The following is a 26359-nucleotide window of genomic DNA, read 5'->3' as shown; positions in this document are numbered from 1 at the left end:
AGACTAGGGTGAAATTAACAAAAACTATGACTTTGTATCTAAAAAACAGGAAAATTTTCTGGCTTCATGTATTAAAGTGATATTTAACATTTAAAATATAAGTTTAAAAAGGGTGGACAAATAGGCGTTCAAAAAAGATTGTACAGGCATGCCTTTAATATCTATTCGAGTATTACTTCTGACTTCAAAGCTACCAGTAAAAGATTCATGATTAGTAAATTTAGCATTAATATAATCAATTTTATAACCTGTCTTATCAATCAAATAACTATCAAGAGTTTGCCTAACATCGTTTGGACTAGTAATTAACATTTGTCCAAGAGCAATATTTTGAATATTAATATTGTAAACTTCTATCTTGGTAACACTTAACTTGCTAATATCATTTTCGATTTCAAGAATTAACTTCTTAAGATCTAAATGGATATTATCTATATAAAATCCAACTCCAAGTAGCACGCTTAGTTTATTGCTAAATGATTTGATTGAACGTGGTGTATTGTGTATCTCTAATAACCAACTATTATTAATATTAATAAATTTAAAGTCTACAATATTGAAATCTGGAATAGATATTATTTCAGAATCACCAAGAGGATTTACAACCTCCTTTTTAAAGACCTTCTCTTCTATAAACTTGCCAGTAATTTCTCTTTGTGTAGCTTTATTTAGAATGAAGCCTGACGGCAACCCTTCTTGAAAATGGTTGTTATTTAATTTATTTGCAAAATCCCTTATATTGACAGGAATTCCAACTTTAAACCATTTAATTGTCTTCATGTTCACTCATGTTTTTATCATCAGAGTTATCATCTATTTGTGACTTTATAATTTCATTATAAATTTTTTTGGCTGAGGACTCTATTTTGGGTAAAATTTTCTGTTTATGAATAGATGTTGGTGGTTGACCAGTTGAATTATGTTCACCATTATCTTTACTTTTATAAACACGTTTCAAAGCATATCTAAATTCTTTGCAATTTATATAGTCATTAAATTCTGCACATAAGTCAATTTTGTCATCTGAAGCAAGTTTGCCTTTCATTGTCCAATCAATTTTTGTTAAATAGAATTCTTCAGATAGTAACTTGTTAAGTTCTGAAGATGTATGAACTGAGCCCCCATTAAGCACCATTCTTTTAATAAAGCCTACAGTTTCTTCATCAGCTTCAGTTAAGCTATCAGGTTTATTCATCTTATAGATGGATGCTGATTGCATATCGCATATATCATAACCCTCTATAGATTGACTAAGCTTTAATAAAAAGTTGGTTCTTGTTATAGGATCACTAATATTGGAAAGATCAATTTTAAACTCAGTATAATCATCAGAATGTTTCTCCTTTATCTTTTCCTTAAATGTGTTTATGATTCTATCTGCTTCTTCATCTGAGTTGCCTCGAATTAAAATTTTATTATCTTTTGTCTTTTCAAGTTTTATTTGAGCTGTTTTTTCAATATTCTGTGATAAAGTATTTTTAGTGAAGTCAGATTTAGTGTAGTTTTTTAAGACCTCTAATGATTCACCACTTTGTGTAAAGCTTATACCAAGATCGCTTTTCATATCAGATAATATTTCTTTTATCTCTTGGCTATCAAAATCTAACAGAACTTCTGAGTAGTCATTTTTACTATAAGATCCACTTCCTCCGAGCTCATCAACTATAAACTTCTGATCAAAATAACTTGTAAACCAAGGGCTAATAGTTTCTGCTAACTCTTGTTTATCTAAATCATGAGAAAATAATAATCCCCTTTGTTTTAAATGATAAAGAATACTGGACTTACTAGGACTTCTTTGTACTAATTGGTCGTAAATATCTTTATCTGTTTTAAAAAACTGTTTACCTTTAATTTTGTTCATCAGTAATTCTCTCATCTAGTGGATCATAATATTGATATTTCTTTATTAAAGTTTTTACAATAAGATTGCTAAAAATATCACCATCAACCTCCATTCCATATAGTTCAGCATAAGTCCGTTTTGCTGTATTAAAGTGTGCTATACAGTTATTCCCATTCACTTTATTAAGGACAACTTGTATTATATTATCACTACTTAAAATTTGATGGTTTGCTAAGGTATCAATTAAATAAATAAATTCTTCTGGTGATGCCCCTAACTCTTGATAGTACACAACAAAATTATTATAAAGATTACCTTTAAATTGTACAATCATAAATGGAGATAGTATCATTTCTATAGTTGCTGGATAACTGTCAAGTCTATGCGTTTTAGCTGTTACTAGGTTTGGGTAGTAAAAGTTATAAGCAGTATGATCTAATAATTTTCTCTCTCTCAATTGATCTTTCAAGTCATCAATGACATTAAGCAAATACTGAACAGTTATTGGATCAAAAACAGCAATTGGATGATTCTTTGTGATACCCAGCTTATCGGTAGCTATATTGTTTAAAATATTTTTTTCAGAATTTTGAGAGAAACTTCCATCATAGTTATAAATGAATAATAAGCCATAGATATCAAAATCGCAATCATTGGTAAATTGTTCTTGCCATTTTTCACTTACAAATGCACATTCAATACTCATTGCTAGACTTTTTAAGGCACTCCTTACTTTATTAGAATTGATACTGCTTTTTTTATAGCTTTTAAGATCAGTGTTTAGGTAGATAGTTTTGTCTGTATAAGGATTTTTATAGTAGAATACAACATCACAAGGATGTTCTGTTTTTTTATGATTTGGATTATTGCAATCAAAATTAAAATCTTTTGCAAAATGAGTTTTCCATTTTAAGAATTCAAAAATTTCACTTGATACCTTATTTGCTAATTGAGCTGTATTTGTTGTTTCTGCCATAGTTTAATCCTTTTTTTGTTTGATTAGAATCAGTTACAATAATAATGCGACGATGAGTGTCGTGTTATTTTTTCAAACAATACCCACCAAACAACTCACCAACATAAGCTAACATCAAAGTCTGCTAAAGCCCCATCACAGCTAATTAATGTCAAATTCTCTAACATAGCTTGAGCAACTAACATTCTGTCAAATGGGTCAGAGTGTGATTGAGGTAGCTCACCTGATAGCTTGGCATGTTGCCAGTTGATAGGTAGATGCTTGAAGTTATTTATCAGCATGAGCGATGAAAATTTATCTAGTATTTTTTGAGCTTCGCCCAGCTTACCTTTACGATGTTTGGTTGCCATTTCCCAAATACTGGCAGAGCTGACAAATATGATGTTGCATGGGTTAGATATGGCATCAAATGCTTGTTGTGATAGTTTGTTAGGGTTTGTCCACCACCAGATTAAGGCATGGGTATCTAGTAGATAGCCTGTCATTCACTATCTCCATTCCAAAGAGCCAGCTCATCATCATCTAATGGCTCAAAAAAAGCTGGATCTAGGCTGACACCTGCCAATAATCCTGCTTGGCGTCTAGGTAGGTCAGTTGGCTCATCAATGGCAATGCGACCGACAATTTGTCCTTGTTCAGTAAATATGATGGGTTCACCATTTTTGGCACTATTCAGCCAGTTTTTTATTTGTGGCGGTGCTGTACTGATTTCTATTTGCATGGTTTTGTCCTTGTTTCCATCAACCTGGAGCTATTTAGTGATATACCAAGATGGAATATATCCTCTTTCCCAGTCTTTTATCCATAATTGAATTGTCAAACTAAGAAAGCCAATCAGACCTAAAAACAAGAGTAAAGTATGAAATGGTGCCATTGAAATTTCTCCCAAGAAAGAGGACGTACTTTCAGGTATAAAACTATCAAGAACTATAACAAATATTAGATATGCCGTACCCAAAAGTACTCCACGTATACCATGACCAAAAAATACAACTAATCTATCTAACATAATAATCCCTCTTATTACTTCTTCTTAGGACAATGTGTCCCATTCCCACCGGGCAAGCAATTACAAGCCTGACCGTCTTTATCTCTATCCAGTGCCTTCCAGCCTTTTTGACCTGCACGTTTACGCTGCTCATACCATGCTTGTGCTTCTTTTTGGGTTTTAAAGTCCTTGCAGGTTACTCTTTGCTTGGCATGAGCCAAGGGGGTAAAGATGATTGTAAAACTGATTAATATTGCTAGCTTTTTCATAAGTTGTCCTTAATTAATAAACCACATATTTCCCAATCACTTTACCCACCAAGCGACATTCACTCATGGGTATCATTTTTTGTTCTGGCCAGTCGGGGTTTAATGGTTTTAGGTACATATCATCTGATGTGTCACCAATTACCAATTGCTTAAAAGTAGCTTCAGTGTCGTCATTGCCTTGAATTACAATTAAGTCACCATCTTTAAGGGTAAACAATCCTGCTTCAGGTTCAACATAGATAATCTCTTCTGGCTTAAACTCTGGCAACATACTACGTCCACGTACCCGCAGCGCAAAACCATTCTTTGATAGATGAGCAGGACGAGGTGCAAAGCCCAAAGCGTCCTCCATGGTTACAGGTTCTACATTTGACCAACTTCCTGCTGCTACCCAACTAATAATAGGCACTTCACCTAGATTCGTCATAGCAACACGATTAGTATCGCTTGGTATGTTGTTATCTGCCTGTCCATTATCACTCTGTATTTGATTAATCTTAGCCTGCAAATCTGCAATGGACGGCTTTTCTTCTGTTGGTTTGCCTTTGCCTGTTAATAGCCAATCTAGGCTTAAGTTGTATTTTTTTGAAGCCTCTATAGCACCTGCTTTTGATATACCTCTTTTTGACCAATTAGTAATATTTTGAGGTGATGTATTCAAATCACTGGCAACCTCAGAAGGGCTTTTACCTGTTTGATCAAAAATGCGCTGCATAGTTGGATGGTTGTCTGACATAACTTAAACACCTTGTTGACTTGTGAGTATTAAATCAAAGATTTACCAATAATTGTTAAACACAAAATTGACTTGTATAAATATTTTGTTTACTATTGATTAAACAAATTGTTTATGGGTGGTTCTAATGAATGACAATGAAATTATTGAGAGGTTAGGAGGTGTTTCAGCCATTTCCAGTTACTTCGGAATGGATTATCAACGAGTGTTTAACTGGAAAAAGCGTGGAATCCCCAAAGCAATAAAGGTGGATTATCCTGATATCTTCATGCCTCAATCATTAGAGGAAATTACACCTCTCCAAGCCCACAACCAAGAACCTGCCTAGGAACTATAACTATCTATGTATAAATCTTATTGGCTAGTTATTTTAAAAAAAACGTGCAAATCATGGAGTAACGCACGATGCCTATGAATATTCAAGATGCAATCTATAGCACAGCTCATGATTATGCGGGTGGTTGCGAGTCATTAGCACCACGTATGGGTATGTCATCAGCAGTGCTACGAAACAAAGTTAACCCGAATATGGATAGTCATCATCTACGACTAGATGAAGCTATAAAAATGATGACATTTACCAATGATGACCGTATAGCTCAAGCGATAGCATTTCGGCTAGGCGGTGTATTTATCAAACTGCCTGACTGTGAAATTGAGAATGAGCGCTGTATTGAAACATTAACAGATTTGTTTATGTGTGCTATGTCAGCTCAGGGTGAAACCTGCGCTGAATTGCTGGCAAGAAAAGCAGATGGTGAGCTTTGTAAGAATGATATGGCAGTGCTGACTGAGAGGGCTCACAGTGTTATCACAGAAATGCAGAAGTTTATTGAGTTAATGAAATGAGCACACAAGAAATCCACTACGGACCAGCATCCCATTACCCAAAGCAACAGACAAGCTCAGCCGTTGAAGAGTGGCTACAAGACAACGGTGGGGCAAATCCTGCGGTAAATACAGGTCTGACTTGTGGGCATTACAGCAACAAAGTTAAGAAAAAACTGATTGAGAAAAATCGAATGATGGTTGCGAAGTTTGGGAGGAAGAATTGTGACGCATGAACATAGAAATAAACAATTGCAACATCTAAAACAGTCATGCACTGCAACCATCGCTAAAGATGATGAACCAATGAGCGATTGGGCACGGGCATTCATTGATTGTTGCAAACAAATAGAAATAAAAGAGCGTGAACGCAAAATGAATGCAAATGAACGAAACGTGAACGGAAAAAACGGAAATTCATAAATAGTAAAACCCCATCTGTTGGAGCAGATGGGGTTTAGGTGTTTCTTTAAATCAAACTTAATCGGATAAGGAAATTAAACCATGAATCCATTAATAATGCAACCCAACAATAAGGCAATGCGTATGACCAGTCGTGAGATTGCAGATCTATGCGAAAAACGACACGATCATGTTTGCCGTGATATAGACAACCTCAATCAAACCTACCTATCCATGGGCTTCCCCAAAGTTGGGGAGGGGTATTACACCCACCCAAACACAGGCAATCAACAACACCGCCAGTTCTTGCTTACATACGAACAGTGTTTAGATTTAATCACTGGCTATCGTGCAGATGTGCGTATCCGTATTAATAGACGATGGCAAGAGTTAGAGGGACAACAGTTACAAGTACCACAAACATTGCCAGAAGCTTTGAGATTAGCTGCCGACTTAGCCGAGCAAAACGCACAGCAACAAGCCAGGCTTGCTGAAGTTGAACCAAAGGCACAAGCATTGGATACCATCACCCACGCAAAAGGGCAAATGGGCATACGTGAGACCGCTAAAATTGTTGGCATAGGACAAAACGAATTTGTCGCTTGGTGTATTGATGACAAAAAGCCAAAGACCAGCCGTTTTATGTATCGTGACCAAAGCGGGGCGCTTTACGCTTATCAACACCGTATCAGTCAGGGTTTTATGACCCAAAAGATTAGCAGTTTTGTAGGTGGTGATGGTCGTGACCGTATCGCACCCAAAGTCAGATTTACACCTGCTGGCATTGCTCATATTGCAAAGCTACTAAAAAAGCAGACACAAGTTGAAGGGGTGGCGTAATGCATAGCGTATATCACAACCTTCGAGACTGGGATTATGAAACTAAATACATGACCCGAATTGAAAAGACCATTTTCTTTGACCTCTACTCAATGTATCTGCTAAATGAAAAACCCATTGATGGTAGCGATATGTCATTGCTAGAGCGCCGCCTATCTTGTAGCAGTGAAGATGAAAAAAAGGCTTTAGCCTTTGTACTCAAGGATAAGTTTAAAAAAGTTGGCAAGTACTTTAAGCGCTCATCTTGGGACAAGATACTTAAAGACTATAAATGGGGTAATCGTGATAAAGGTAACACCAATAGTAATAATGCAGGTAACGAGAGTAACGACAGCCGTAACGAACCTAGTAACGAGAGTGACGCAAACTATAATGAACTATATAACGATAACACACCAATGAGTAACGCTGAACGTCAACGTAAGTTTAGACAAGAGCGTCAACAACTAATAGATGATTTAAATAGTGTTGGCGTTGATATTGACAGTGCTATTGGTATTACCGAGCTTAGGTCGTTACATGAGCAACATATTACAACCACATCAAATAACGTAACGCCAAGTAACGAGAGTAACGACAGCCGTAACGAACCTAGTAACGAGAGTAACGGCAAAAATGACGCTATAACCATTAACCGTAAACCAAGAACCGTAAACCAAGAACCAAGTGTAAAAGACTCACACACACAAAATGCGCGCGAGAAAAAAATTACCGAGCCTGTGGAAAACTTGGAAACTCAAACCAACTCTCAGCCAACTGACACACCAGCACAGATAACCAAGGCTGAACAAATCCGTGAACAGCACAGCAATGATATTAAGCATTGGTCGCCTCCATCGGTAGATACCATGCGAGGTGAGTTAATGCGAGCTGGCGTGATGATGCAGTTAACCGATGACCAATACGCAGTTCATGTTGGGGATTTTAAAGCTCACTACGCAGAGCAGGCACATCTTGGCAAGCCAATTATCAGCGACGATAACCGCAAGTGTAAGTTACGTCAGTGGTTACAACGTGCAGCAGCTAACCAAAAAATCAACCAAGCCAAACAATCTGCCACTATTGTGGACTGGCGTGTAGGGCAAAGACCTACTGATGGTGACTATGGCAGTGATTTACCAGATGTATTCCACCCTAGCCACAGCCGACCAACTCAACAGCAAGCCAAGGCAGATCCGAGAACATCAGTGATGTTTAACGGATTATGGTTTGATCCGCTACCAAACATGTCTGTCAAAGAGACCTATGAGTATATCGACAAACATCAAGACGCTGGTGAGTGTAGCGATGAGGCTTATAAGCGGTTGTTTGATGAATTGCAGGAGGCAGCATCATGAGCAAGATTGTGAAGTGTTTAGTGCCCGTAAGCGGCGGCAAGGACAGCCAAGTATGTCTTGAATTGGCTATTGAAAAGTTTGGTTCAGATAGCGTCATAGGGTTATTTTGCGACACACAATTTGAACACCCTTTGACATACGAACATATCGAAAAAATGAAGGGTATGTATGGCGTTGAAATTATCACTAGGTCAGATGGTGATGTGTTGAGTGAGTGCAGAAAAAGAAAAAGGTTTCCGTCTGATAACGTCAGATTTTGCACGAATCATCTAAAAATCAGAGTGACTAAAAACTTTTGCGCATGGTTGGCTAAAAATCAGGGAGATGGGTTTGAAGTCTGGTATGGAATGCGTAGAAAAGAGAGCCATGGCAGGGCAAAACGCTATGAGCACACGATAGATGATGAACTTTATCCTCCACATATCATTTTAGCCAATTACCCAAAATACTTGGAAAAAATGGGGGTAATGTTCAGGCTGCCGATTTGCGATTGGCACGAAAGAGATGTCTATGAAAAGCTTGGTGACAAGGTAAATCCTTTGTATTCAAAAGGATTTGACCGCGTTGGATGCTTTCCTTGTTTGGCTGGTGGTGATGGGTTTAAAGACATCGCTTTTAATCTTGATGATTTTGGTAGAGAGCAAAGAGAGAGAGTCAGAGTTGTAGAAAAAGAACTTGGTAAAAGTGTGTTTACGTCAAAGCGTGGGTATCAAAAAGATAATGAAAATCAATTATCACTATGCTTTGTGTGTCAGATATAGGAGCAGGTATGAAACCAATCATGAGATATCACGGGGCGATACAGTTTTAGATTTTTGCATGGGTAGCGGTACTACTGGGTTGGCAGCAAAAAAGCTGCAGCGTGATTTTATCGGAATAGAGCAGGATTGTAAGTATTTTGATATTGCCAGTGATCGCATTGGTGGTTGCACTGCTCAGGGTTGTCTCTCACTTTGAGAGACAAATTAACTAGCGTCTCATTTTGACGAGATTTTAAGAAACAAGGATTAAAGCATGGATAAAGAATACACGATAGAGCAGATGCTATCTCTATCAGATGCTGAATTAGCAAAAGAAATGAGAGGTATTATCTCTTATTTTTTAGAGCAAAGAACTAATGGTGCTGAGTGTGTATATGGTGTAGTTGATAGGGTAACAGATGCAGCTATTTGTATTGGAATCATGAGCAAGGATTAATTGATGAGCAAGAAACACAACATCGTAAACAAAAAGATTGTCAAAAAATCTGAGATTACCTCATGTAAAAAAGTCAAAGTTATTTATGAGGATTTTAGCAGTGAAGAGATGAGTCGAGAGGTTTATAACCAGGTGATAAGGGTGGTGAAAAATGGCTAGAAGAGGTGGGCGAGCAAGTTTAGTGGTCTTTAGTAAAAATAAAGACAATAAAAAATCTAATAAATATGGTGCAGAAGAAACAGTAGTCGATGGAATTAAGTTCCACAGTAAAAAAGAAGCCACACGTTATAGTGAACTCAAATCATTACTAAGGAATGGCAAGATTACAGATTTAGAGCTACAACCAAAATATGACCTAATCCCAACCACAAAGATAGGTGGCAAGACTTATTGTAAAATTACTTATTCAGCTGATTTTAAATACAAAGACAGTAAAGGAGCAGTAATCATAGAGGATGTTAAAAGTGTAGCAACAAAGAAAAATCATGTTTATCAGATTAAAAAACGTCTTATGAAAACAGTGCATGGAATTGAGGTAGTGGAAGTATGATTTGTCCAAAATGTAAGCATGAATACTCAGAAGATAATGAACTAGAAGATAAGGAAAACAAGAATGACAAAGGTGCAGATGATAGTCATTTTGAATTTAGTGTAGATGGGATAGTAGGTGTGACTTTCTGTATATGTGTAACTATTGTGATAGTAACGTGGTTAATTTTAACTCATAAATAAAGGCAGGTAAGTGTGAAAATAGGTATGAAAAAATTAAATAAATCCTCAAGTTCATTTATAGCGACATTTGTTTTAGGCCTGTTGCTGTGCATAGGCTTATACCTTATGACCGTTCTTGAAATGTTTTTTTTACCAGAAGATATTAAGCCTTATGCACCAATTGGGATATGGGGGCAATAGAATCAAGCAGGATGTAATAAAAACGCCCATGCGACAACATGAGCGTTTTACTTAGTTATCAAATGACTGACAACCAAAGACAAAGGAGATTATAACGGTCATGGGTAGCTAAGGCAATAGAGGGTGAGATGGGTAAGCGACTAGGATTTACACAAAGACAAAAGCAGGATATTAGGATAACTATTGGTAGTAATTTGGCTGCTGCCAGACGCAATGCTGGCATGAGTCAAACAGATGTGATGAGAGCAGTTTGGGGGGTAAGTAACAATCGCAATCGTATCAGCGAAATTGAGAATGGCAAAAAAGACCTATCATTATTAGACCTATTGATATTTCAAGAGCTGTATGGGCAGTCGCTTGACTATATTTGTGGACTATCAACTGAGCCAGAAGTAGATATGCTGGCAGGTACAGTCAATCATGTTGTTAATCAATCTAAAAATCTAATCGAATTGATGACATCTGAATTATCAGAAGTTGTTGTTAATCATCTAAAAACTATTTGCCAGAATGACCATGAAGCTTTGGTCAATCAAGCAAAAGTATTGTGTCAAAGTGTCAAAGAAGGGCAGTCTATTGATGAGTCAATTAATGCTGCCAATGCTTTGTTGCAGGTTATCAAGCATATCGAAGTCAAGCAAGCACGGCAGCAATTAGCAATAGATACACAGATGATGCAAATTAAGGAGCGTATCGACAAACAAGATAGACATAAGCTATTAAGCGAAATAGATGGTCACTATCAATATAGTCTTCCCCTGCCAAAGCCTATTATGGCTGAGAATATACAAGGGGTAGATTGATGGCAAATCATGATAGTTTGCCCAAAGATGTGTGGGCGGCGGCACGCTTAATATGGGAAACCACACCGAAAATATCTTACTCTGAACTTATTGAACAATTAAAAGATGTATTTGGTGATGAGGCTCCTAAGTCTAAATCGACAATATCAAATCGCATTAAAAAAGAAGGGTGGGTTAAAAAACGCACCCTGAAAAAAGGTAGTAATTCCAAAAAAGAGGGGGAGAAAGAGCGAACGGAAGGCGAACGCTCATCAAACACCGTCGAACGTATGGGTAAAACTGTCCAATCTGCCGAACATAAAAACAATAAAGATGAGGAAGGGCAAGCCTTAGAGGTCTATCGAACGGCAGAACAAAAAGCTGAACGAGTGGCAGAAAATCTGGTTATGAGTGTTGAGCAACGAGCAGAGCGTATCGTAACTCATCGAAAACGTTTAAGGCGATTGGGAGTATTGCAGGATACACTCACAGAATTAGCGACTGAAATATTAGAAGTTGATTTTAACTTTATACCATCTTGTGATAAAGAGGGTGGTGATGGGGATGTTATCGCTAAAAAGCTGGTGATGGCAGATACTTTAAGTCAGACACTGAGCAAGCTAACTGCATCACAAAAGATGATTGCTGAAATGGAGTTCCCAATCTGCGGTATCTCTGCTGAAGATTTTTCACAGTCCGAGCAAGACAGGCGATTGGAGGCATTGGAGGCGTTAGCTGGCATTGATGAAGAGGAGCGAGCAGCACGGGCGAGATTGCATGGCAGCTTGATGAACAGATTAGAGAGTATCGAGCGTATGGAGCATGACCCAGACTTTTTTACTAATACAGATGATATTGATGATGTGGATTTTGATGAGGAGTGACGATATTAATTGTGGGGTTTTTATTGTCTAAAATATTTTTCATTTTAGCTTATAAGGAACACTCACCCAGTCTAAACCTTCAGCAATGCCATAATTTACGCTACATACGCTAAATTAAGGCATCTTTATGTCAACAATACTCAATTATGATAGTCAAGGCTTTATTGTCGGTTCGCAGCGTTTAGAGCGAGGAATTAAAGCTGTCAATGATGATACACAAGAAATCATACAGATTCTCAAGGCACAAAATCAGATAGCCAATACAAGGCTGGCAAGCATCGCAAGTAATGCTGAGCGTATCGCTCAACGCAATACTACTGGACGATTGTTGAATCGTACAGCACCTATACATGGTTCAGAGCATAGTAGAGATACGGATAGAACCAATCACAACACCTCTCCTTCTAATACCAATACCAATGGCGCACTTAGAGGAGCTACTCGTACTGCAAGTAACCATAACTCAGCATCTCAGAATAATTCCTCTACAAATCAATCTAATAGTAATGCTCAATCATCTAATCGAGATGAGCGAGGTCGGTTTACGTCTGGCAGTCACTCAGAGTCAGATAGCTTGCTTGATACACTTAGACGTAACGTTAATATACATGGCGTTGATAGTGAGGGTGTTGATCCTTTAATAGACAGTATAAACGAGACTCGGCAACTATTATCGCCTTTGGCTCATGGGGCAGGCATGGCAGGTCGTGCAGCGAAATGGACATGGAGCAAGTTTAAAGCCATGAAGCGTCGTGAGCCGTTGCCTCGAGCTGAAGAGCGACATAATCGTGAAAATGAGGATTTATTAGAGCGAATCTTACGCCAGTTGCAAAGCAATCATGGTAGCAGTAGTGGTTTATTAGGTAGTCTATTGAATGGTGGACGTGGATTATTGGGTGGTGGTCTGATTGGTGGTTTATTCGGTGGGCTGCTTAAAGGTGGTAAAGGATTGGGTAAGCTGTTAAAGCCACTTGCTAAAATGAAGTTTCTAGGACCATTGGCAGCTATGTTTGGTATCGGTGACCTTGCTATGGACTGGGGCAATCTTGACCATGCAGGCAAGTCTGCTGGTGTGGGTTCATTGGTTGGTGCTGGTGCTGGTGCATTGATTGGTGGTACATTAGGTTCAGTATTAGGGCCTGTAGGTACGGTTGTGGGTGCTGCCATTGGTGGCTGGCTGGGTAGTGAAGCTGGTGAATGGTTGGGTGAGACAGCATCGCCTTATATTGAAGAATGGACCGATAAGTTAGCGTCATATAATTTGCCAGATAAAATGAGGTCGTTTTGGGAAGATGGGATTAAACCATTTTTTAGCCGTCTTGGTGATATTGGTAGTAAGATGACTTCGTGGATTGATGATAAGGTTAATGCTGCTAAAGATTTCTTAGGGTTAGGGGGTGGTGGGAATGGTGAACCGCCAAAAGAGGCGTTAAATGCAGCTCAGTACGCTATGAACCATGCTTTATCAACCTACGCAGGCAGATGTGCTGAATATGTGAATAATGCGTGGCAAGCTCAAGGTTTCAAAGCTGGTGGACATGGAAAAGATGTTGCAAAAAATCTAATGAACTGGAACAAGGGTAAGTTTGAAATAATTCCCTATGATGAGAACTATGTTCCACAGATTGGTGATGTTTTGAGTATGCCATCACATAGTAAATCAAAGCACAACTATGGGCATGCACAGATGTTTACAGAAGATGGCTGGTATTCTGATACTAAACAAAATAATAACAGATTGTTGTCTGTGCCAAACGATCAATACGAAAAAGAAATTATGTCAGGACAAATTAAACCAACAATTGTAAGAATGAAAGGTGAGAAGAAAGCCGTCACGCCATTGCCACAGGATCAGCGTGCAAGACGAGATCAAGTGGTGGATTACTTTATAAATAAGGGTTATACAAAAGCACAGGCGGCGGGTATTGCTGCAAATATACAACAGGAGAGCCAGTTTAATCATACAGTTAAAGGTGACAAAGAAAATGGAGTCTATCAAGCCTATGGGTTAGCTCAGTGGAGAGATAGTAGGCTGCAAGATTTTAAAAATAGATATGGTAAAGATATTAGGAATTCAACATTTGAAGAGCAGCTTGATTTTATTAATTATGAGCTTAGTAAGGGTAAGGAAAAAGCAGCAGGCTACAAACTCAAAACCGCTAAAACCGCAAAGCAAGCAGGTGCGATTGTATCCCAGTATTATGAACGACCCGCAGATGAAGATGGTGAAAAAGCGAAGCGGGCAAAAATAGCAGAGTCAATTTATAAAAACTATACAATTAATAAAAGCCTTGCAAATAAAGTAAAGCCTTCTGCAACAAGCAGCAGTTTAGGTTTTAGTTTAGGTAATTTAACAAGTAGCAATCAGTTTTTACCTGCCAGTCATAATATTAGCAAACCTATACCAAGTATGCCTAAAACGCCTGTTTTACAGTTCCCATCTATGCCTAAAATCAGTCAAAGGCTAGACAGTGGTGGGCAAAAGCCTATCATTATACAGGCAAATAGTGATACGATTAATCAAAATGTATCTGATAGAGGATTAGCACATGCGATTACTGGCGGGCTTGGGCAAGATAGGTATTGGGGTTAGTTTGATTTTTGGTTTGATTTTTTCAGCCAATGCAAGACCTGCGATAGATACTATGACTATTTGTTATGGCGTAAATAATCAGGATGGTATGGCGTATAGAACACCATGTATTGCTACAGATACTGGTGGTGCAGGCTCAAATATCCTTATTTATCAAATCAAGGATAAGGAATACTGGATAGTTGAGGAAGAGGGTGGAGAGTGGTTGAATAATGAGCCTTATGAGACTTATGTGAGAGATGCTTTTTTTCACCGTACAGGTGATAACGACGAATATAGTTATTTCTGTTATCAATCTGCTTCCGCACATTTTTGTTCTAAACAATAGTTGGAGGCTGTATGAGTAATTTTTTATTAGGCAGACTCGGTATTGGGATTGGTTTGTTTTCAATATCAATAAGTAGCTATGCTGTACTAACTTGTGATGATGTTAAGTATGATGGTAATGAAAGTTATGGTGATAATATGGAAATTCTTGCCAAAGAGGCGAGACTTCCTGATAACTACTTTAATCGTTACCATGAAGATGTAGTTAGTAATATGTGTAAGGGGGATGAAGCAAGTATTGAATGGATGATTGATACTGGCTATGTTAGACGTTCTGAAGTTGAGGGTATTAGAGAAGCATTAGGATTAGACGAGCGTACAGAAACTGGACGAAGCTATGAGTATTCTCGTAATCGTTTCTACTGGGATATGAATTTATCTTCTGCATTTTCAAGTAATGTTGCAGATTATTATGTGCATAAACCAGAGTCTCAATGCGGGCAACTTGCTAAACAGGCGTTAGAGGGCAATCCTAGGGCTATTGCTGAGTTGCAAAAGCAGCCCGATTATTGTACTTGGAATTATGAAGATTAAACAGTGAACTAAAACATGGAAGTTAAATGACTCAAACAACAATGCCCCCATTTGGCGATATCTTCAACGCAGGCATACAGACAGTTAAGCAGCTATGTAATCGAAGTAATGGCATCACTTCTCATGCTTTTCATAAAAAGCTAGATGAATTATTAAGTATTACTGATAAGCAAAAAGAAATGTGTTTTATCAATCCTGAGCTTGCTATTTATGCGGATGGTGAAGAAGATGAAATGCTTGATGAATGCTATAGTAGTCTGACTGACCTACTGGTATTGTGTTTAGTAGCGATAGGGGCAGTAAAAAGTGAGGTGTTTAAGCTTGAGCCTAATGTAGGTCAGACTTTCGCTCATTTAATACCTTTTGATAAAACTATTACTCCAGATAACTTGATAGAGATAGATCCTTTTGGGAAGATATATTTTTGGATGGCGGGAGATAATTTTTTTCATTATCATCATGCTGATGTGCCATCTTCTACCTATGAAGCCAATTTAGATAGATTTGATGCTAAAAGCTTTAGAGTTTTAAAAGCACTAAATAAAGCAAGTTATGGCGTCGAAGGTGACTCATTAATTAATCACCTGATTAAAGAGACTATGCGACGTACGTCAGTATTTATGAATAATTATGCGGATGTTATTACAGCAAATGACCATGTTAAAGTCACTCCAGAGATGATATTGCATGAAATATATCAATTAACACCATTACAATTTGAATATCTTTGCTTGAAAGTAGTTGAAACTTCGTTAAAGCGTGAAGATGATAGTAGTGATACTCCCAATAGCATTATTAAATCAAAACATACTGGGCAAACTAATGATGGTGGGATTGATGGTATAGTTACTCAACAATGTGCTGATGGAGAGGAACACACTTACTATATTCAAGCTAAACAATATCAAGAGGGTAATAATATCTCTAATAGTGCGTTACGTAATTTTGTTGGTGGTTATCCTCCAAAAAATCAACATCATCATGGTATTTTTATTACAACTAGTGATTTTACTCGTAATGCACAAAAATATGCAGATGAATTAGATAGTCATAGTCTGATTCTAGTTAACCAAATGGCTTTACTTGATTTAATGATTGAACATGAAATTGGCTTGGAAAAAATACAAACAGAAACACTGGTAATGGATAAACAGTTTTTTAAGCAGATTCGAAAGAAGTAGTTTGTGCGATAATAATATAGAAGTTAAAGTAGCACTCATGGAGTTTTAAGAATGAAATCAAAAAACTTTATCATAGTTGTGATATTAGACCTCAAACTATGCAAAGGGGTAAAAAATCCTCATATTAATAATGATGGCAAAGCTGAGGTACTGTTGGCAAATAAAACAACCCAGAAAGATGCTTTGGACGGTAATAATGTGTATGCTTTGTCAGGAAAATCAGGAATAATAGTGACAGAAAGTCTCTATAGTAAAATGAAAAATGAAGTTGAGCAGTATTTGACTAGTAGGTTTGGTGAAGATTGGGTGATAGAGTTGAGACCCGTTTAAATTACAAATAGTATATAAGTTAAAACCCACTTGCCTCAGTGGGTTTTTTATTGCATACTATTTGCACTACAGCAAAATCTGTAGTCAGGTTTGGTCGCCTGAATTAGAAAATCTAACACTCCGCTGTTAGGCGGTTTTTTTGTGTCTGTGTTGTGAGTTTATACGAAAAAACATGTCTACCTTATGGTGGGGCGTATGGGACACCTTCGCGGGTGTGCTGGTTTAGGTTTTCGCCAGTCGACCAACCTGTACGTCCTGCCACCCTATATTTGGTCGTATAGATGGCAGGTTTTCAATTAGATTAAGGAAACCGCTATGAATACATTAACTTTTAACCAAACAAATCTTAATCCCATAAATCGTAACGATGGTCAGATTTGGCTAACAGCAAGTGAGCTTGCAAATGCTCTTGATTACAAAAGCTCAAAATCTGTAACCAACCTTTATAATGCTAATTCAGATGAATTTACAAGTGGTATGACCGAGGTCATCGAATCAGTGACCTCGTCTAAAATTAAGGGATTGACAGCAAAAGTAAGAATTTTCAGCCTACGAGGTTGCCATTTATTAGCAATGTTTGCTCGCACTAAAATAGCCAAAGAATTTCGTAAGTGGGTGCTTGATATTCTAGACAGAGAAACTAGAACAGACAGTACCCAACGCAAAACCTTAGTATCAGCCTGCACCAAACTATCAGCAGGTAGTGATTTGAGTATATCAAAGGTTTATAACCTGGTTGGCGAACATTTTGGCTACTCAGGTGGGATAGTTAATATACCAACACCACTTCTTCCCGAAGCAGTAGCATTTGTTTATGACATGATACTGGCAAGACAGAAAGGTGGTACCAACCAAGACTACCAAAACAGCCTACGTTTACTGGGTTTATCTAAAGTTGAAGACATTAATCATGCGGTAGGCGTTGCTAGAAAGCAATTGTGCCAGTTTGAACATGCCTTAAAAGCCTTAGATTGTGCCATTGAAGTTATCCAAACCCATAATCACACCAACGGTAGTGTGTTTAAAAGCTTAGAGAATGAGTTCATTGGGATTGATAGATAGGATTTAGTTTACCAGTAAGCATAAAAACCCCTAATCAGCAATGGTTGGGGGTTTTTGTTGGAGAGAGACTTTGTTCTATTCTGCTTATAAAATATCCCTATTTGCGGAGTAAATTGCTAGTACTGTACGTATAGTATAGTATACTTATATATAATACCGTTTCAATCATAAATAGTTAGAGTAATTAGAAATATAGTGAAGATTTTATGTAAAGTCTTTTGAGTAATATTTAATATGTGTTTTATGTTATAAATATAAATTTAAGGTAAGATAATGACTACTTCTGCTAAAAATATTGCGAATGAATTTATTAAAAAATCAAAAGAAGAGCATAGAGAGTTAACAAATATGCAACTACAAAAACTTGTATATATTGCTAATGGATTTAGTTTAGCTTTATTAGGTAAGCCACTATATTATGAGGATACTTTTGCTTGGACTTATGGTCCGCTAATTAAACCTTTGTATAAGAGTTTAATGAATTATGGTTCAGGATATGTAACAGATTATATTTCAACCAATCCACTTGATGATAGTGTAGATGAGTTGGAGGAAGATGTTATAAATTATGTTTGGACGAAATATGGGGGGTTAACAGCATTTCAGTTATCAAGGATGACACATCAAGCTAATACTCCATGGAGCATAACTTGGGATAGACAAAACTTTGATATTATAGATCGTCAATTAATTGAAGATTATTACCGAGGGTTGGTATGTAATAGCTTACATAACTAGAAAGCGGAGTAGTAATGTCAGAACATAAGGATCAAGAATTAGAGAGTCAACCTAAAGGAAAAGTCGAAGAGACTTTGGAGAAGCTACAAAGACAGGAAAATTTAGAAATAAATACTATAGATGATGATGTTAATCTAGATGGAAATGTAAACTTATCTCAACCTGACTTATCTCAACCTTATGATAAAATAAGAGAAAGCTATGAAATTCAAAAAATAATAACTGATATAGAAGATTTGAAGAAAACAAATCAGCTTAGATTAAAATATGCTAATAATATATTTAGGTTGACTTGTTATTGGCTTGTTTTTGTTGGATTTATTGTTTTTTTGTCAGGTTTAAATCTTCATATATTAAAATTGAATTTTAGTGCAATCCCAGGGTCATATTTGCTATATTATCAAATAGATCTCTCAGAGTTTTATGAATTTCATCTTGCAGATAGTGTTTTAATTGCTTTTATGACTACTACTACTATAAGTATTTTAGGTATTATATTAATTGTCGCAAAGTGGCTTTTCCCAAAAATTAAGGAGGAAGATAAAAGTAGTAGCGAGAAAGATGTTTAAAGTTTTAGACATTCTAACTAGGAACACCCCAGCTTCTACTCAATAAAAACCCCTTACACTGAGCGCATAATCAATATTGTGCCTACTTTATAAGGGGTTTTTTCATGTCCAACAAAACCAAAATTATTACCTATAACCTCGCTGATAGGGGGCGTAAATATAACGGTGTTGACCGTTCTGACCTCGATATTCGCTCCATGGTTAATCAAATCAACTCCCCAGCCACTCAAGAGTTAGTCGAAAGCGGTGACCTTTATGGATACAACGGACACGAAATACGTGCTCGTTTTGGCATGAATCCCCCTGATAAATACGTCAATCCTACTACTGGTACAGTTATCAATATTGAGCCAGCCATTCGTACTATCAAGTTATCAGCTGATGGTGATGGTAATGTCACCACACAGCATGAGTTTATTGATACTAATGATGGTCGCTATGCTCACAAGCTATATAAGGCAAATGCTGGTGGGTTTAGTAGTGCTATCAATCGCAGACGAGGCAAAAATGGCTTATATGAGGTCACAGGATTTTATGGCTATGACTATGTGCGCCAACCTAACTACAACACCAACAAGGGGCATGGGTTGTTTGATAGCTTGCGGGCTGGCATGTTTGATGAATCTATGTGCTTTGATGCTATGAATCCAGAAGAGTTAACGCCTGAGCAAATTATCTTACAAGAAGCCTTGGATCTAGTGATAGCCAGTCAATATGACAGCATACAGACCGCGCTACAAGCTGAAGGGCTAGTACAACACTATCAAGGTGAGGCATTGGCGGCACAAGATGCCCTGATTTCCTCACATGAAAATCAAGCTAAACGTCGTCAACGTATTGAAAAGCGAAAGATTGAGGTGTTTGACTCAATGATTTGTCCATCTGTACCGTTTGATAAAGCACTGGAGGAGTGGAATAGTTTTGATTCAATGGGTACAGATGACAACGACTTACAAACTATAGATTCTATCAAAAAGACAGATGATGAATATGCGAAGGCAGACAATCGCCCGCGTTTATTCCGTCATTAAGGAGGTGTTATGAGCAAAACTAAGCGTTTGTTAACACCCCTTGAGTCAATACAAATGGCATGGGGTTTAAAGTTAAGAGATTTTCGACAGTGGTGTCAGCCAACAACACAGGCATTGTTTGATTGGAAGTCACGCAGACTGGAAGGTGCAATTGTGGTTGCTCGTACTTCGATGATGGACGATGTTGAAGCCATGCTGAAATCATTACAAGAAAATCAAAATGACAAGGCATCTGGTGACACAAGTGAATCTGGTACATCTGTTTATTTGCCAGTGATGATGACTGCTATTAGTGCCATAGAGACACCACCTGATTTTGACCAACTTATCCCGCAACCACAATGGATGCCGGGTGTTGTGCCATCTGACCCATTACAACGAGTCATTGAGTTTCGCACCACACCTGCCGCTTATCGCTGCCAAATCGCTTTTTTTGCCCCCGACCCTCATAGTGTATCAGCCATATCCAATCAGTTTGTTAACTTCTTTAAATTTGAAGCAAAGCGTCAGTTTGATGTATTTTATGAGATTGGATTTGCTGGTGAGCATATTATCCGTGATGCATGGAATTTTCGAGTTGTTGAAAACTCTTTATATCCAGATAAGGCGGATGCAGGGCTTAAAAATATGCACATCATTACAGTTGATTGCAATATAACTGGGCTTGAGCCGATAGTAGTTGGGCTGGGTGCAGAGTGGGATAATGTGACAGATACAGGTGAGCCAGAGAGCAGCTTGCCATCAAATGCAGGTAGTGGTTCTGGCAATACTACAGGAGGAGGTAAGCCATTGCCGGGATTTAAGCCGCTACCAGGGCATCGAACTCCTTCCGATGTGCTAGGTAAATACGTAATTGAGGCAGATATTAAAGATACTGACTTACAAGGAGAGACAAGGGTTAGTATTGACCCTGATACTCACATCATCACTCAAACTCAAGTGGGAGATGATACGCCATGAGTAGTAAAAATGCTGTTGTTATAGATGCTCGCGCTGCTGCTTATGCCGGTGACCCCATACGTGTGCTGGCTGTGACCGATACCGCCAGTGGCAAGATATTAATCAAAAAAACGGCACAGTGGCGTGAGCCTGTTAAAGTCAAAGATAATACCACCGTAGTTACTGATACACCTAGCATTTTTAATCATTGGGGTTTGGCGTTTAACGAAAAGGAGCAAATGGATCAGGTGCTCATGGCATATAAAGAGGCGCAACGTGCCAATATGCTTAGTATCAGTGATGATTTGCGACGTTATGAGCCGTCCAATGTGATACAAATGCGTAAATTTGATGAGCGTGGTGCAGCGTTAGAATTTGACTCATCGACACTAAATAATGGTCACATGGCAATACTGTTGGCAATTTGGGCAGCGCGAAAGGCGCATGGTGGTTATATCATTAATCAGCAGCCACAAACTTATAATGCTAACAATGAAGATGAAAAGGATATTGCTTTTGATGACGCTATGATGCCCTTCAGCATCTAAATAAATGGTGTTGCCATGCTTGATGATTTAATGACGCTACCAGAGTGGAAGGAGGTCTGTAAACGCTATCGCTATGATATTACTCGCTTTGCCGTTGAAGCTTTAGACATGACTGTTAAAGCAGGGCAAGCGGTTACATGGCAACAAGAAATACTATTTGAGTCGATTGCGATACCGGGCAGTCGCACTACCGTGGCATCTGGTCACGGTACCGGCAAATCAAGGTCAGCGGGTATCATTGCCCTATGGCATCTTCTTTTTTACCCTGAATCAGTAATGCTATTTACTGCCCCACAAATTGGTCAGTTGCGTACCGTCGTTTGGAAAGAAATTAATATTTGTATTCAGCGTCTACGCAATAACAAGGCATTAAGTTGGTTGGCTGATTATATTGTCGTCTTGTCAGAAAAAATCTATATCAAGGGCTTTAAAGATACTTGGTTTGTCTTTGCTAAAACAGCTCCAAAACATCAACCGACCAATATTGCAGGACAACATGGTGACCATTATATGGTCTGGGCGGACGAAGCCTGTGGTATTGATGACGCTGTGATGGAAGTGGCGATAGGGGCACTTACTCATGAGAATAACCGCGCAGTTTTAACCAGCCAACCAGCTACCAATACTGGCTTTTTCTTTGATACACATCACAAACTAAGCCATAAAAATGGTGGGATATGGATTGCCTTAGAATTTAATGGTGAGTTATCCCCCCTTGTTAGTAAATCTAAAATTGTTGAAGCTGTCTATCAATATGGCAGCCGCGATCACCCTGGTTATCTCATTCGTATTCGCGGTAAATTTCCAGAGCTAAAAGGGGAGTACCTACTCACTCGTTCTGATATCACCGCCATGTTTGAGACAGAGTGTGTTATCAAAGAGGGGGACCGCTTTGGCTATATTATTACTATGGATGTGGGTGGTAATGTTGGACGTGATAGTAGTGTTATTACTGTGATGCAAGTGGTAGATAAAGAATATAAAAGCCGTATTGAGCGTTTTGTCCATATTGTTGATATACCACTATTTAGCAATCGAGCCGATATTAATACGCTCAAAGCCAAACTTAATGATACGGTTGCTGAATATCCAGGGGCAACTGTGGTTATTGACCCATTAGGGGCAGGCATGGGGCTTTGTCAGACCATGAAAGCAGATGGGCTATATTTTGAAGAAGTACACTGGGGTGCGCCTTGTTTTAATAATATTCTCAAAAGCTATTATTCTAATAAGCGGGCACATGCTTACGTCAGCATGGCTAAATCTGTGGAGATGGGGCGTTTTAGTATCAGTAAAAAAGTACAAAAGATGTATCAGATTAAAACCAATCTTAAAGAGCAGATGACCCGTTTACCATACTTCTTTGATGAAAAAGCCCGATGGGTAATGATGAGTAAAAAAGACATGCTTCTAAAGGGGATTAAGTCCCCTGATATTGTAGACACGCTTGCCTTTGGTTTTATGGAGGGTATTAGTTATGCACCTGTTGATAGTATATTGCTAACAGACACGGATAGTAAAGATGGCCAAGAATGGGAAGTTTTGGAGGCATTGGCAGAGGAATTGGAGTAGGAACAGCCAAAAACCGCTAGTGATAACTGCCTTAAAATAGAGTTTTAAAGAGGATTATCTATGTTTGGTAGTACACGTAAGCCGAGTATCAAAGAATATGACACATTAACAATAGCTTGTCAGTACCTTGATGATGATAAGCAGCCTTTAAGCATTGCAGATATTGAGATTAAGTCTGAGATGCGCGGGCCGTCGGGCCACTTGGTTGATACATTGGCAGTAAGAATTGATGATATTGAGCAGGGGCGATTTACTTTATCACCGACTTTAGAAAAATTACCTACAGGCACTCACAAGCTGGATATATTGTTTATTAAGCAAGGTCAGCGAATATCTAGCCAAACTTTTACTATTGTTGTGCATCCTGCTATCACTAAACCATAAAACTCATTAAGGGGCTGGCGTGGCTGAAATCAAAATATCAATAATGACGCATGCACCATCTACTACGTATGCTCATGATATTGCCAATATTAGCGTGGAAATGGGTATTTTTACACCTGTACAAATCCCGCCTAGTGAGTTAATCAGCAAAGATACACCCAACGCCTTATTTGTTGGCAGTGATGGTAAATTAACTGCTTCTGTTATTTCTATTAGCGCACAAAACCTTATTAGTACAGATACACCAAACAATTTACATTTAGGTAGCGATGACAAGCTGGTTTCGCAGCCGCCTGATATTGATTTTTTAGCCCATTACACATTAGCCAGTAACTAACAGAGTAATTAACAGGACAAGCACATGACCTTAGAACAAAGAATTATTAACCTTGCTACCGCCATTGGTGCAGATGTTAAAGCACTGAAAGCCAATGATGGTGATTTATCATCATTAAGCACGACGGCAAAAACAGATATTGTATCTGCAATTAATGAGATTTATACACTGGCTAATGCACCAAATGGTGCGCAGATAGATGATACTGCTACAGATGGTGCAACCACTGTAGTTTGGTCTGCTGACAAAGTGCATGATGCCATTTTAGAAGCGAAAAACGCCTTAAAAGGTGAGTTGACGGCAGGGGCGGGAGATGCGCTAGACACGCTAAAAGAGTTGGGTGATGCGCTTGGTAATGATGCCAGTTTTGCTACTACAGTTGCTAATGATTTGGCAAAACGGGTGCGTGTTGATTCTGTGCAGACTTTTACAGCAAGTGAGAAAAAACAGGGTTGCGCTAATTTGGGTGTGGGCAATCCTGATCATGATTTTGTGAGCGATTATAACACTGCTAAGGGAGCGTAAATGTCGTTAGTAGATAATATCAAATCACTGGCTGAAGCTGTGGGTAGAGATATTAAAGCATTAACTAACCCTCGTACTAGCACAGAAACGAAGTTAATAAACCAAAATATTACTGAAGCTGGCTGGTACACCATTGCTACTTTATCGGGCAGGTCTGTTGTGTCAGATGCAAATGCTAGGGCTTATGCTCAGTTTATGATTACTGAGGCTTCCTATGGCAGACATCAAGTGATTGATTTTACCGCAGGGCATAGCTTGGATTGGGCAGTTTTATAAATATTTTGGGGCAGTCGTCTTTTAAGTCGCCTATCTGGATTATGAACAAATTGCGTATCAATTCTGGAGGCACGCATGATGGCGCGATACTACAAGTTTATATTTACGATAAAGCTTATATTCGTTACATCACCATGCAAAACAATATATGTAGTGGTCAACTAAATTTAGACAACAGATAAGAGGTTTCGATTGAAGTAACGTTTCTCTTTCTCTAATGGGGTCAGATAATTGTTGAAAGTATGTGGTCTGATGGTTTGATAATAACCCCAAATATACTCATTAATAGCACACTTAGCTTCCTTAATATTCTCATAGCCAACCTTTGGCATCCATTCAGTCTTAAAACTTCTGAAGAATCTCTCAGTAGGAGCGTTATCCCAACAATTGCCACGGCGACTCATACTGTGAGTCATATCACTGCACTCACTCACATAGATAGAGAACTCAAGACTGGTATAATGACTCCCCTGATCGGAGTGGAACATTACCCCAGCAGGGTTTAATCTAGTGTGATAAGCCATCTTTAAAGCTGATCCAGTTAATAAGCTATTAGGTGAATCTGACACAGCAAAGCCTACAATGCGCCGAGCATATAAATCCAAAACGATTGCTAAGTAGCACCAGCCACCCTTGATACGGATATAAGTCACATCCCCAGTCCAAACTTGATTAGGTGCTATGGGACTAAATTTGCGCTCTAAGGTATTGTCATGAATCTTGTGACCCTCATCGCAGTGTTTGTACTTAGGTTGCTTAAGCTGTCTGCTGATAAGCCCCATACGCTTCATAAACTTACCTGCTTTATAACGAGACAACCTAACACCGTGTTGATGCCATAAGATAGCTGTGATAGTGCGCGTACCTGCTGAGCCATTAGAGTCATTAAATATCTGGCGAATTAACGCTTTAACCTTGATAGCTTCGATATCGATTGGCTTAATCTTAGTGCTGTAGTAGTAACTGCTTCTGACAATACCAAGTAAGTTACACAGTTGGCTTTTACTAATTTGTTTATCTTGCTCTGATAACTTAGTAATTAGCGATAGTCTTTCAGGTTGTCCAATGCTAGCAGAGCGGAAGCCTTTTTTAATATATCACGCTCCATCCGTAAGCGTTTATTCTCCTTACGTAGTTGCTGAAGTTCTCTTTGTTCATCAGTTAAAGCATTGCCTTTGACTGGTCCAATACCCTGCTGTTCTTGACGATACTTACGCACCCAGTTATCAAGCGTTGAGATACCAATGTTCAGAGAGTTGGCCACTTCTTTGATTTTACGGTTTTCGTCAATAACGGCACTAATGGCTTCAAGTTTGAATTCTCGGGTGAATTTGCTACGCTGTTTGGTCATACTAAGTTCCTTTTTTAAGTTAGTATAACCTCTTAGTTGCTGTCCAGTTTTATTATGACACTACA

The 26359-nt window shown here is 38.3% G+C and carries 39 protein-coding genes; 29 read left to right on the top strand and 10 right to left on the bottom strand.

Annotated elements, in window-relative coordinates; all coding sequences use genetic code 11:
* Nucleotides 1–90: 90 nt before the first annotated feature.
* From FHK89_RS03760 to FHK89_RS03725, 8 genes are all read right to left on the bottom strand, one after another.
* A complete protein-coding gene (locus tag FHK89_RS03760; protein WP_230656945.1) occupies nucleotides 91–780 on the bottom strand; it encodes a hypothetical protein in 690 nt (229 codons plus the stop codon).
* Nucleotides 767–1864, bottom strand: coding sequence for a hypothetical protein (locus FHK89_RS03755; protein WP_230656943.1), 1098 nt, complete (start codon nucleotides 1862–1864; stop codon nucleotides 767–769). Before FHK89_RS03755 ends, FHK89_RS03760 begins: the two co-directional genes overlap by 14 nt.
* Nucleotides 1851–2822, bottom strand: coding sequence for a hypothetical protein (locus tag FHK89_RS03750; RefSeq protein WP_230656941.1), 972 nt, complete (start codon nucleotides 2820–2822; stop codon nucleotides 1851–1853). Before FHK89_RS03750 ends, FHK89_RS03755 begins: the two co-directional genes overlap by 14 nt.
* Nucleotides 2823–2917: 95 nt before the next feature.
* Nucleotides 2918–3307, bottom strand: a complete 390-nt coding sequence (locus FHK89_RS03745; RefSeq protein ID WP_230656939.1) for a type II toxin-antitoxin system VapC family toxin — start codon at nucleotides 3305–3307, stop codon at nucleotides 2918–2920.
* Nucleotides 3304–3543 carry a hypothetical protein gene (locus tag FHK89_RS03740; RefSeq protein WP_230656935.1) on the bottom strand — a complete coding sequence of 80 codons (240 nt, stop codon included), beginning with the start codon at nucleotides 3541–3543 and terminating at the stop codon, nucleotides 3304–3306. Before FHK89_RS03740 ends, FHK89_RS03745 begins: the two co-directional genes overlap by 4 nt.
* Before the next feature lie 30 nt (nucleotides 3544–3573).
* The gene (locus tag FHK89_RS03735) at nucleotides 3574–3831 is read right to left on the bottom strand and encodes a hypothetical protein (RefSeq protein ID WP_230656933.1); all 258 of its coding nucleotides are present in this window, start codon (nucleotides 3829–3831) and stop codon (nucleotides 3574–3576) included.
* A 14-nt stretch (nucleotides 3832–3845) separates the two neighbouring features.
* Nucleotides 3846–4079: an excalibur calcium-binding domain-containing protein gene (locus tag FHK89_RS03730; RefSeq protein WP_230656931.1), complete on the bottom strand. Its 234-nt coding sequence runs from the start codon at nucleotides 4077–4079 to the stop codon at nucleotides 3846–3848.
* A 13-nt stretch (nucleotides 4080–4092) separates the two neighbouring features.
* Nucleotides 4093–4815, bottom strand: coding sequence for a S24 family peptidase (locus FHK89_RS03725; RefSeq protein WP_230656929.1), 723 nt, complete (start codon nucleotides 4813–4815; stop codon nucleotides 4093–4095).
* A 127-nt stretch (nucleotides 4816–4942) separates the two neighbouring features.
* Between FHK89_RS03725 and FHK89_RS03720 the strand changes: the two genes are divergently transcribed.
* From FHK89_RS03720 to FHK89_RS03580, 29 genes are all read left to right on the top strand, one after another.
* Nucleotides 4943–5143 (top strand): hypothetical protein, encoded by a 201-nt coding sequence (locus FHK89_RS03720; RefSeq protein ID WP_230656927.1) that lies wholly within the window; start codon nucleotides 4943–4945, stop codon nucleotides 5141–5143.
* Nucleotides 5144–5220: 77 nt separating this feature from the next.
* Nucleotides 5221–5664 (top strand): phage regulatory CII family protein, encoded by a 444-nt coding sequence (locus FHK89_RS03715; protein ID WP_230656924.1) that lies wholly within the window; start codon nucleotides 5221–5223, stop codon nucleotides 5662–5664.
* Entirely contained in the window at nucleotides 5661–5879 is a 219-nt protein-coding gene (locus FHK89_RS03710) for a hypothetical protein (protein ID WP_230656921.1), read from the top strand. Before FHK89_RS03715 ends, FHK89_RS03710 begins: the two co-directional genes overlap by 4 nt.
* Entirely contained in the window at nucleotides 5869–6066 is a 198-nt protein-coding gene (locus FHK89_RS03705) for a hypothetical protein (RefSeq protein WP_230656918.1), read from the top strand. Before FHK89_RS03710 ends, FHK89_RS03705 begins: the two co-directional genes overlap by 11 nt.
* A gap of 81 nt (nucleotides 6067–6147) precedes the next feature.
* Complete coding sequence (locus FHK89_RS03700) at nucleotides 6148–6885, top strand: phage antirepressor KilAC domain-containing protein (RefSeq protein ID WP_230656916.1); 738 nt, start codon at nucleotides 6148–6150, stop codon at nucleotides 6883–6885.
* Nucleotides 6885–8222, top strand: a complete 1338-nt coding sequence (locus FHK89_RS03695; RefSeq protein ID WP_268992921.1) for a DUF1376 domain-containing protein — start codon at nucleotides 6885–6887, stop codon at nucleotides 8220–8222. The genes FHK89_RS03700 and FHK89_RS03695 overlap by 1 nt, the downstream gene beginning before the upstream one ends.
* Nucleotides 8219–8983, top strand: coding sequence for a phosphoadenosine phosphosulfate reductase domain-containing protein (locus tag FHK89_RS03690; RefSeq protein ID WP_230656912.1), 765 nt, complete (start codon nucleotides 8219–8221; stop codon nucleotides 8981–8983). The genes FHK89_RS03695 and FHK89_RS03690 overlap by 4 nt, the downstream gene beginning before the upstream one ends.
* Nucleotides 8943–9179 (top strand): DNA methyltransferase, encoded by a 237-nt coding sequence (locus FHK89_RS14880; RefSeq protein ID WP_268992920.1) that lies wholly within the window; start codon nucleotides 8943–8945, stop codon nucleotides 9177–9179. The genes FHK89_RS03690 and FHK89_RS14880 overlap by 41 nt, the downstream gene beginning before the upstream one ends.
* A gap of 57 nt (nucleotides 9180–9236) precedes the next feature.
* Nucleotides 9237–9419, top strand: a complete 183-nt coding sequence (locus tag FHK89_RS03680; RefSeq protein WP_230656908.1) for a hypothetical protein — start codon at nucleotides 9237–9239, stop codon at nucleotides 9417–9419.
* A gap of 3 nt (nucleotides 9420–9422) precedes the next feature.
* Nucleotides 9423–9578: a hypothetical protein gene (locus tag FHK89_RS03675; RefSeq protein ID WP_230656906.1), complete on the top strand. Its 156-nt coding sequence runs from the start codon at nucleotides 9423–9425 to the stop codon at nucleotides 9576–9578.
* A complete protein-coding gene (locus tag FHK89_RS03670) occupies nucleotides 9571–9969 on the top strand; it encodes a DUF1064 domain-containing protein (protein WP_230656903.1) in 399 nt (132 codons plus the stop codon). Before FHK89_RS03675 ends, FHK89_RS03670 begins: the two co-directional genes overlap by 8 nt.
* 490 nt (nucleotides 9970–10459) lie before the next feature.
* Nucleotides 10460–11134 (top strand): helix-turn-helix domain-containing protein, encoded by a 675-nt coding sequence (locus FHK89_RS03665; RefSeq protein WP_230656900.1) that lies wholly within the window; start codon nucleotides 10460–10462, stop codon nucleotides 11132–11134.
* Nucleotides 11134–11997 (top strand): hypothetical protein, encoded by an 864-nt coding sequence (locus FHK89_RS03660; RefSeq protein WP_230656898.1) that lies wholly within the window; start codon nucleotides 11134–11136, stop codon nucleotides 11995–11997. Before FHK89_RS03665 ends, FHK89_RS03660 begins: the two co-directional genes overlap by 1 nt.
* Before the next feature lie 127 nt (nucleotides 11998–12124).
* Nucleotides 12125–14590, top strand: coding sequence for a phage tail tip lysozyme (locus tag FHK89_RS03655; protein WP_230656896.1), 2466 nt, complete (start codon nucleotides 12125–12127; stop codon nucleotides 14588–14590).
* Nucleotides 14547–14918, top strand: coding sequence for a hypothetical protein (locus FHK89_RS03650; RefSeq protein WP_230656894.1), 372 nt, complete (start codon nucleotides 14547–14549; stop codon nucleotides 14916–14918). Before FHK89_RS03655 ends, FHK89_RS03650 begins: the two co-directional genes overlap by 44 nt.
* Nucleotides 14919–14971: 53 nt before the next feature.
* Complete coding sequence (locus FHK89_RS03645; protein WP_230656892.1) at nucleotides 14972–15451, top strand: hypothetical protein; 480 nt, start codon at nucleotides 14972–14974, stop codon at nucleotides 15449–15451.
* Nucleotides 15452–15477: 26 nt separating this feature from the next.
* Nucleotides 15478–16632 carry a restriction endonuclease gene (locus tag FHK89_RS03640; RefSeq protein WP_230656890.1) on the top strand — a complete coding sequence of 385 codons (1155 nt, stop codon included), beginning with the start codon at nucleotides 15478–15480 and terminating at the stop codon, nucleotides 16630–16632.
* Between the two features lie 51 nt (nucleotides 16633–16683).
* On the top strand, nucleotides 16684–16962 hold the full coding sequence (locus tag FHK89_RS03635) for a hypothetical protein (protein ID WP_230656888.1): 279 nt from the start codon (nucleotides 16684–16686) through the stop codon (nucleotides 16960–16962).
* A gap of 315 nt (nucleotides 16963–17277) precedes the next feature.
* Nucleotides 17278–18024: a BRO-N domain-containing protein gene (locus tag FHK89_RS03630; protein ID WP_230656884.1), complete on the top strand. Its 747-nt coding sequence runs from the start codon at nucleotides 17278–17280 to the stop codon at nucleotides 18022–18024.
* A gap of 273 nt (nucleotides 18025–18297) precedes the next feature.
* The gene (locus FHK89_RS03625) at nucleotides 18298–18762 is read left to right on the top strand and encodes a Panacea domain-containing protein (RefSeq protein ID WP_230656882.1); all 465 of its coding nucleotides are present in this window, start codon (nucleotides 18298–18300) and stop codon (nucleotides 18760–18762) included.
* Nucleotides 18763–18776: 14 nt separating this feature from the next.
* Nucleotides 18777–19331 (top strand): hypothetical protein, encoded by a 555-nt coding sequence (locus tag FHK89_RS03620; RefSeq protein WP_230656880.1) that lies wholly within the window; start codon nucleotides 18777–18779, stop codon nucleotides 19329–19331.
* Between the two features lie 104 nt (nucleotides 19332–19435).
* Nucleotides 19436–20362, top strand: a complete 927-nt coding sequence (locus FHK89_RS03615; RefSeq protein WP_230656878.1) for a hypothetical protein — start codon at nucleotides 19436–19438, stop codon at nucleotides 20360–20362.
* A gap of 9 nt (nucleotides 20363–20371) precedes the next feature.
* Nucleotides 20372–21322: a hypothetical protein gene (locus FHK89_RS03610; protein ID WP_230656876.1), complete on the top strand. Its 951-nt coding sequence runs from the start codon at nucleotides 20372–20374 to the stop codon at nucleotides 21320–21322.
* A complete protein-coding gene (locus FHK89_RS03605) occupies nucleotides 21319–21849 on the top strand; it encodes a hypothetical protein (RefSeq protein WP_230656874.1) in 531 nt (176 codons plus the stop codon). Before FHK89_RS03610 ends, FHK89_RS03605 begins: the two co-directional genes overlap by 4 nt.
* A gap of 15 nt (nucleotides 21850–21864) precedes the next feature.
* Nucleotides 21865–23421 carry a hypothetical protein gene (locus tag FHK89_RS03600; protein ID WP_230656872.1) on the top strand — a complete coding sequence of 519 codons (1557 nt, stop codon included), beginning with the start codon at nucleotides 21865–21867 and terminating at the stop codon, nucleotides 23419–23421.
* Nucleotides 23422–23481: 60 nt separating this feature from the next.
* A complete protein-coding gene (locus tag FHK89_RS03595; RefSeq protein ID WP_230656870.1) occupies nucleotides 23482–23805 on the top strand; it encodes a phage baseplate upper protein in 324 nt (107 codons plus the stop codon).
* A gap of 19 nt (nucleotides 23806–23824) precedes the next feature.
* On the top strand, nucleotides 23825–24142 hold the full coding sequence (locus FHK89_RS03590; protein ID WP_230656868.1) for a hypothetical protein: 318 nt from the start codon (nucleotides 23825–23827) through the stop codon (nucleotides 24140–24142).
* A 24-nt stretch (nucleotides 24143–24166) separates the two neighbouring features.
* Complete coding sequence (locus FHK89_RS03585; protein WP_230656865.1) at nucleotides 24167–24667, top strand: hypothetical protein; 501 nt, start codon at nucleotides 24167–24169, stop codon at nucleotides 24665–24667.
* Entirely contained in the window at nucleotides 24668–24943 is a 276-nt protein-coding gene (locus FHK89_RS03580; RefSeq protein ID WP_230656863.1) for a hypothetical protein, read from the top strand.
* 167 nt (nucleotides 24944–25110) lie between these two features.
* Here the strand turns inward: FHK89_RS03580 and FHK89_RS03575 are convergent, their stop codons facing one another.
* Together FHK89_RS03575 and FHK89_RS03570 are read right to left on the bottom strand one after the other, a co-directional pair.
* Nucleotides 25111–25953 (bottom strand): IS3 family transposase, encoded by an 843-nt coding sequence (locus FHK89_RS03575; RefSeq protein ID WP_329958684.1) that lies wholly within the window; start codon nucleotides 25951–25953, stop codon nucleotides 25111–25113.
* Between the two features lie 29 nt (nucleotides 25954–25982).
* Entirely contained in the window at nucleotides 25983–26294 is a 312-nt protein-coding gene (locus FHK89_RS03570) for a transposase (RefSeq protein WP_230656861.1), read from the bottom strand.
* Between the last annotated feature and the right edge of the window lie 65 nt (nucleotides 26295–26359).

Origin of the sequence: Psychrobacter sp. I-STPA10 (genome assembly GCF_021012795.1) — a bacterium.
Taxonomy (GTDB): Bacteria; Pseudomonadota; Gammaproteobacteria; order Pseudomonadales; family Moraxellaceae; genus Psychrobacter.
Note: the sequence above shows the minus strand (reverse complement) of the source record. Positions and strands in the feature narration are given on the sequence as shown.